The 2,994-nt window shown below is 80.4% G+C and carries 1 protein-coding gene; it reads left to right on the forward strand.

Annotation, left to right across the window (positions count from 1 at the left end; genetic code table 11):
• Positions 1-2,750 (forward strand): FtsK/SpoIIIE domain-containing protein (locus ACSNOK_RS32130; protein ID WP_436784318.1); only part of this gene is annotated, 2,750 nt, incomplete at its 5' end.
• Between the last annotated feature and the right edge of the window lie 244 nt (positions 2,751-2,994).

Consider the following 2,994-nt stretch of genomic DNA (forward strand, 5'->3'; position numbering starts at 1 on the left):
ACGCCGCACCGGAGACCACCCCGGCCCCCAACCCCGAGACCACCGCCGACACCGACCGGGACCGGGCGCGGGGATCGGCGCGACCGCACTCCACGGCTGCGGAGCCCTCCGGCACCGACCCCACCTCGGGCCGACGCGGCAGGCAGCACCGGACCGACGCGCTGGCGGCGCAAGCGCCCAGGGTCACGGCACGGATCCCCGCCGAGCCCGAGGCCGACCGAGTCACCCCGGCCACCCCCGGACCCGATGCTCCGGCCACCCCCGTCTCACCGGGCCCCGCCCCGGCGCCGTCGGCGACGACACCGGCGGCTGCCAAGACCACCGAGGTCACCGAGACCACCGACCAACCCGCCGTGCCCGCGCCCGCGTCCCCCTCCGGCCTGTCCGGCAAGCGCCCCCGCAACCGCGGCATAGCGGCCTGGGCGCGCCGCCTCACCGGCGGTCGCGGCGACCGGCAACCGCAGGCCGCCGACGCCGGCCCGGACGCCTCCGGTCCCGCGACGGCCGGGGCAGCCCCTGGAGCGGGCACCGGCACCGGCCGGGCGGGCGCCCGAAGCGCCGCCGTGGCCGCCGCGAGCCTGCGCGAGCGCTGGCCGGACCCGGCCGCCGTGCTGCTCACGGCGCTCGGCCCGGGGCCACGGCTGTGGGAGCGCGGCCCGGACCACCCCGACCTGCTGACCGTCCGGCTGGGCACGGCCGACCGCTACACGCCCGCCACCGGATCCGCCACCGACGCCGGCCCCGGCCTCGATCACGGCGTGACGACCGCCGCCACCGGCCGTGCCCTCCTGCCCGCCGTCCCCGTCACGGTCGGCCTGCGGCAGGCGGGTTCGCTCGGGCTGGCCGGCCCCCGGGCGCGGCTGGCCGGGCTGGCCAGGTCCGCCCTCGCCCACCTCGCCGCCCTGCACTCCCCCTCGGTGCTGGAGTTCGTCCTGATCGCCGCGGACCCGGCCCGCCCCGCGGACCGGCGGCAGGCGGAGTGGTCCTGGCTGGGCTGGCTCCCGCACCTCCGCCCGGCACACGGCCAGGACTGCCGGCTGCTGGTCGCCTACGACCGGGAGCAGGCCGCGGCGCGCGCCGCCGAGCTGGTCCGCCGGCTCGACGACGGTCCGCTCGGCCCCGGTTGGCCGACCGCGCCCCCGGAGCAGGTCGCGGCCACGGCGGACCGGCACCCCGGGCCGTACACGGTGGTGATCGTGGACGGTGACCCCGGCACGTCGGCGCTCCGCGAGACCGTCGCCCGGCTGGCCGCGCGCGGCGCCGCGGCCGGCATCCACCTGGTCTGCCTCGCGGAGGCGCCGGCGACCACCGCCAGTTTCCCGGTCTCGGCCGCGCTGGAGACGGCCGCCGCCGGCTCCCCCGCGTTCCCGTACTGCGGCGCGGTGGCGTTGCTCGGCGGTGACGTGGCTACGGTGGTCCAGGTCATCGAACGGGACGCGCCGCCCGGCGGAGCCGCCCCCGCCACGTCCCCGCCGCCCGGCGGTTCGGTGGTGGCCGCCGTGGACGCCGTGTCCGGCGCCTGGGCGGAGCGGTTCGCCCGGGCGCTCGCGCCCCTGCGGGTCGCCGACGCCGATCCGACGGGCCGTTCGGCTCGCGTCGCCGCCCTCCCCCGGACCGCGCGGCTGCTGGACGAGCTCGGCCTGGCCCGCGCCACCCCCGCCTCGCTGACCGCCCGCTGGGCCGAGGCCACGGACCCCGGCAGCCGCCCCGGCGGCCGTGCCGTCGCCGTGCTCGGCGCGGGCCCGCACGGCCCGCTCGCCGTCGACCTGGCTGCCGACGGCCCGCACCTGCTGGTCGAGGGCGGCCCGGGGAGCGGCAAGACGGAGCTGCTGCGCTCGCTGGCCGCCTCGCTCGCCGCGGCGGACCGGCCGGACCGGCTCTCCCTCGTCCTCGTCGACGGCGCGGCGGCCGAGCGCGGCGAGGGCCTACGGGTGTGCACCGACCTGCCGCACGTCTCCACGTACCTCGCCGCCTCGGACCCGGTCCGGATGCGGGAGTTCGCGCAGGCGCTCGGCGCGGAGCTGAAGCGCCGCGCCGAGCTGCTGGGCACGCTCGACTTCACCGCGTGGCACGAGCGGCACGCCCCGCCACCGCCCCAGGTGGTGAACCCCCGGCGGTCCGCCGACCCGCCGTCCGGCGACCTCGACTCGCCCCCCACCGGCACGGTGCGGCTGCGCCCCGCCCGGGGCGACGACGCCGCCGCCCGCACGGCGGAGACCGCGCTGCCGCGGCTGGTCGTCCTGGTCGACGACTACGACGCCCTGGTCGCCCCGGCCCTCGGCAGCACCGGCCGGCCGGCCGCCGGTTCGGTGGTGCGGGCGCTGGAGGCCGTCGCCCGGGACGGTGAACGGCTCGGCATCCATCTGATCGCCGCCTCCGGCCGCCCGGACCGCACCGACGGCACGGAAGCCGCCGAGCGCGCCGCCCTGCGCGCGGCGCTGGAGATCGCCCCCGCCGACGCGGGAGCCCAGGGGGACGGCGGTCCGGCGCCCGGCCGGGGCCGGCTGTGCCGTCCGGACGACGAGGCCGCGACCCCGTTCCAGGCGGGCCGGGTCACCGGCCGCATCCCCCGGACGGCGACGCTCCGTCCGACCGTCGTCCCCCTGGACTGGCAGCGCATGGGCGACCCGCCGACCCGCAGGCCGGTGCGCGAGCTGGGCAACGGCCCGACCGACCTGGCCCTGCTCGCCAGCGCCCTGCAACGGGCCGCCCAGTCGGCGGGCGCCCGCCCGGCACCGCCCCTGCTCTGACCCCACCCGCCTCGGCCCTTCTCCCGCGATCCGGCGCGGTGCGGCGATGCCACCGCTGCACCGCGCCGGACGCCGCACAAGGCGGAGAAGAACGGGGCAGGGCACACCCGGCAGGTCACGCGGCAGTCGGACCGGTCCCGCCGCCGGTTCCCCGCCGTGCCGCATCCCCAGCGAACGAGCACCACCACCCGGCCGCCCCGGGCATAAGAACCGACCGGCCCGAGCACCGCCCGTCCCCCACCCC

Origin of the sequence: Streptomyces sp. URMC 126 (genome assembly GCF_051386555.1) — a bacterium.
Classification (GTDB): Bacteria; Actinomycetota; Actinomycetes; order Streptomycetales; family Streptomycetaceae; genus Streptomyces.